The sequence below is a fragment of the Neisseria sp. P0022.S010 genome (assembly GCF_051956635.1).
On record NZ_JBQCXF010000955.1, the window covers coordinates 1 to 393 of the forward strand.

Here is a 393-nt window from a genome sequence, read left to right on the forward strand (position 1 = left end):
TGATGTTGGTGCCGGCGGCAACCTCGGTACGGGCGGCGGCGCTTTGCTGTTTCAGCTGGCTGTAGTTGACGGCGTCGGTATCGTCGCTACCGGCGGCTACGTTGGTGATCTTGTTGCCGGCGGCATTGATGCCTGCTTTGGTCACACTCGGGCCGCCTGCGACTTTCACACCGTCGTTGTTAACGGTGGTGTCGCCGGCTTTGACGCTGTCTACTACCAGGTCTTTGTTCAGCTTAACCGTCACTTTATCGTCTTGGGCTTCGGTGGTGATGTTGTCGTCGCCGGCAACGGTCACGGTGGAGCCGAGTTTTTCGATATTGGTGCTGCCGCTGTCGCCGTTGAAGGTCAGGCCTTTGGTATCAACGGTGGTTTTGGCATCCACACCTTTTTGGA

1 pseudogene is annotated in these 393 nt (G+C 57.8%); it reads right to left on the minus strand.

The annotated features are described in order from the left end of the window. A pseudogene (locus ACTHUT_RS22300) lies at nucleotides 1–393 on the minus strand (hypothetical protein); the annotation flags it as partial.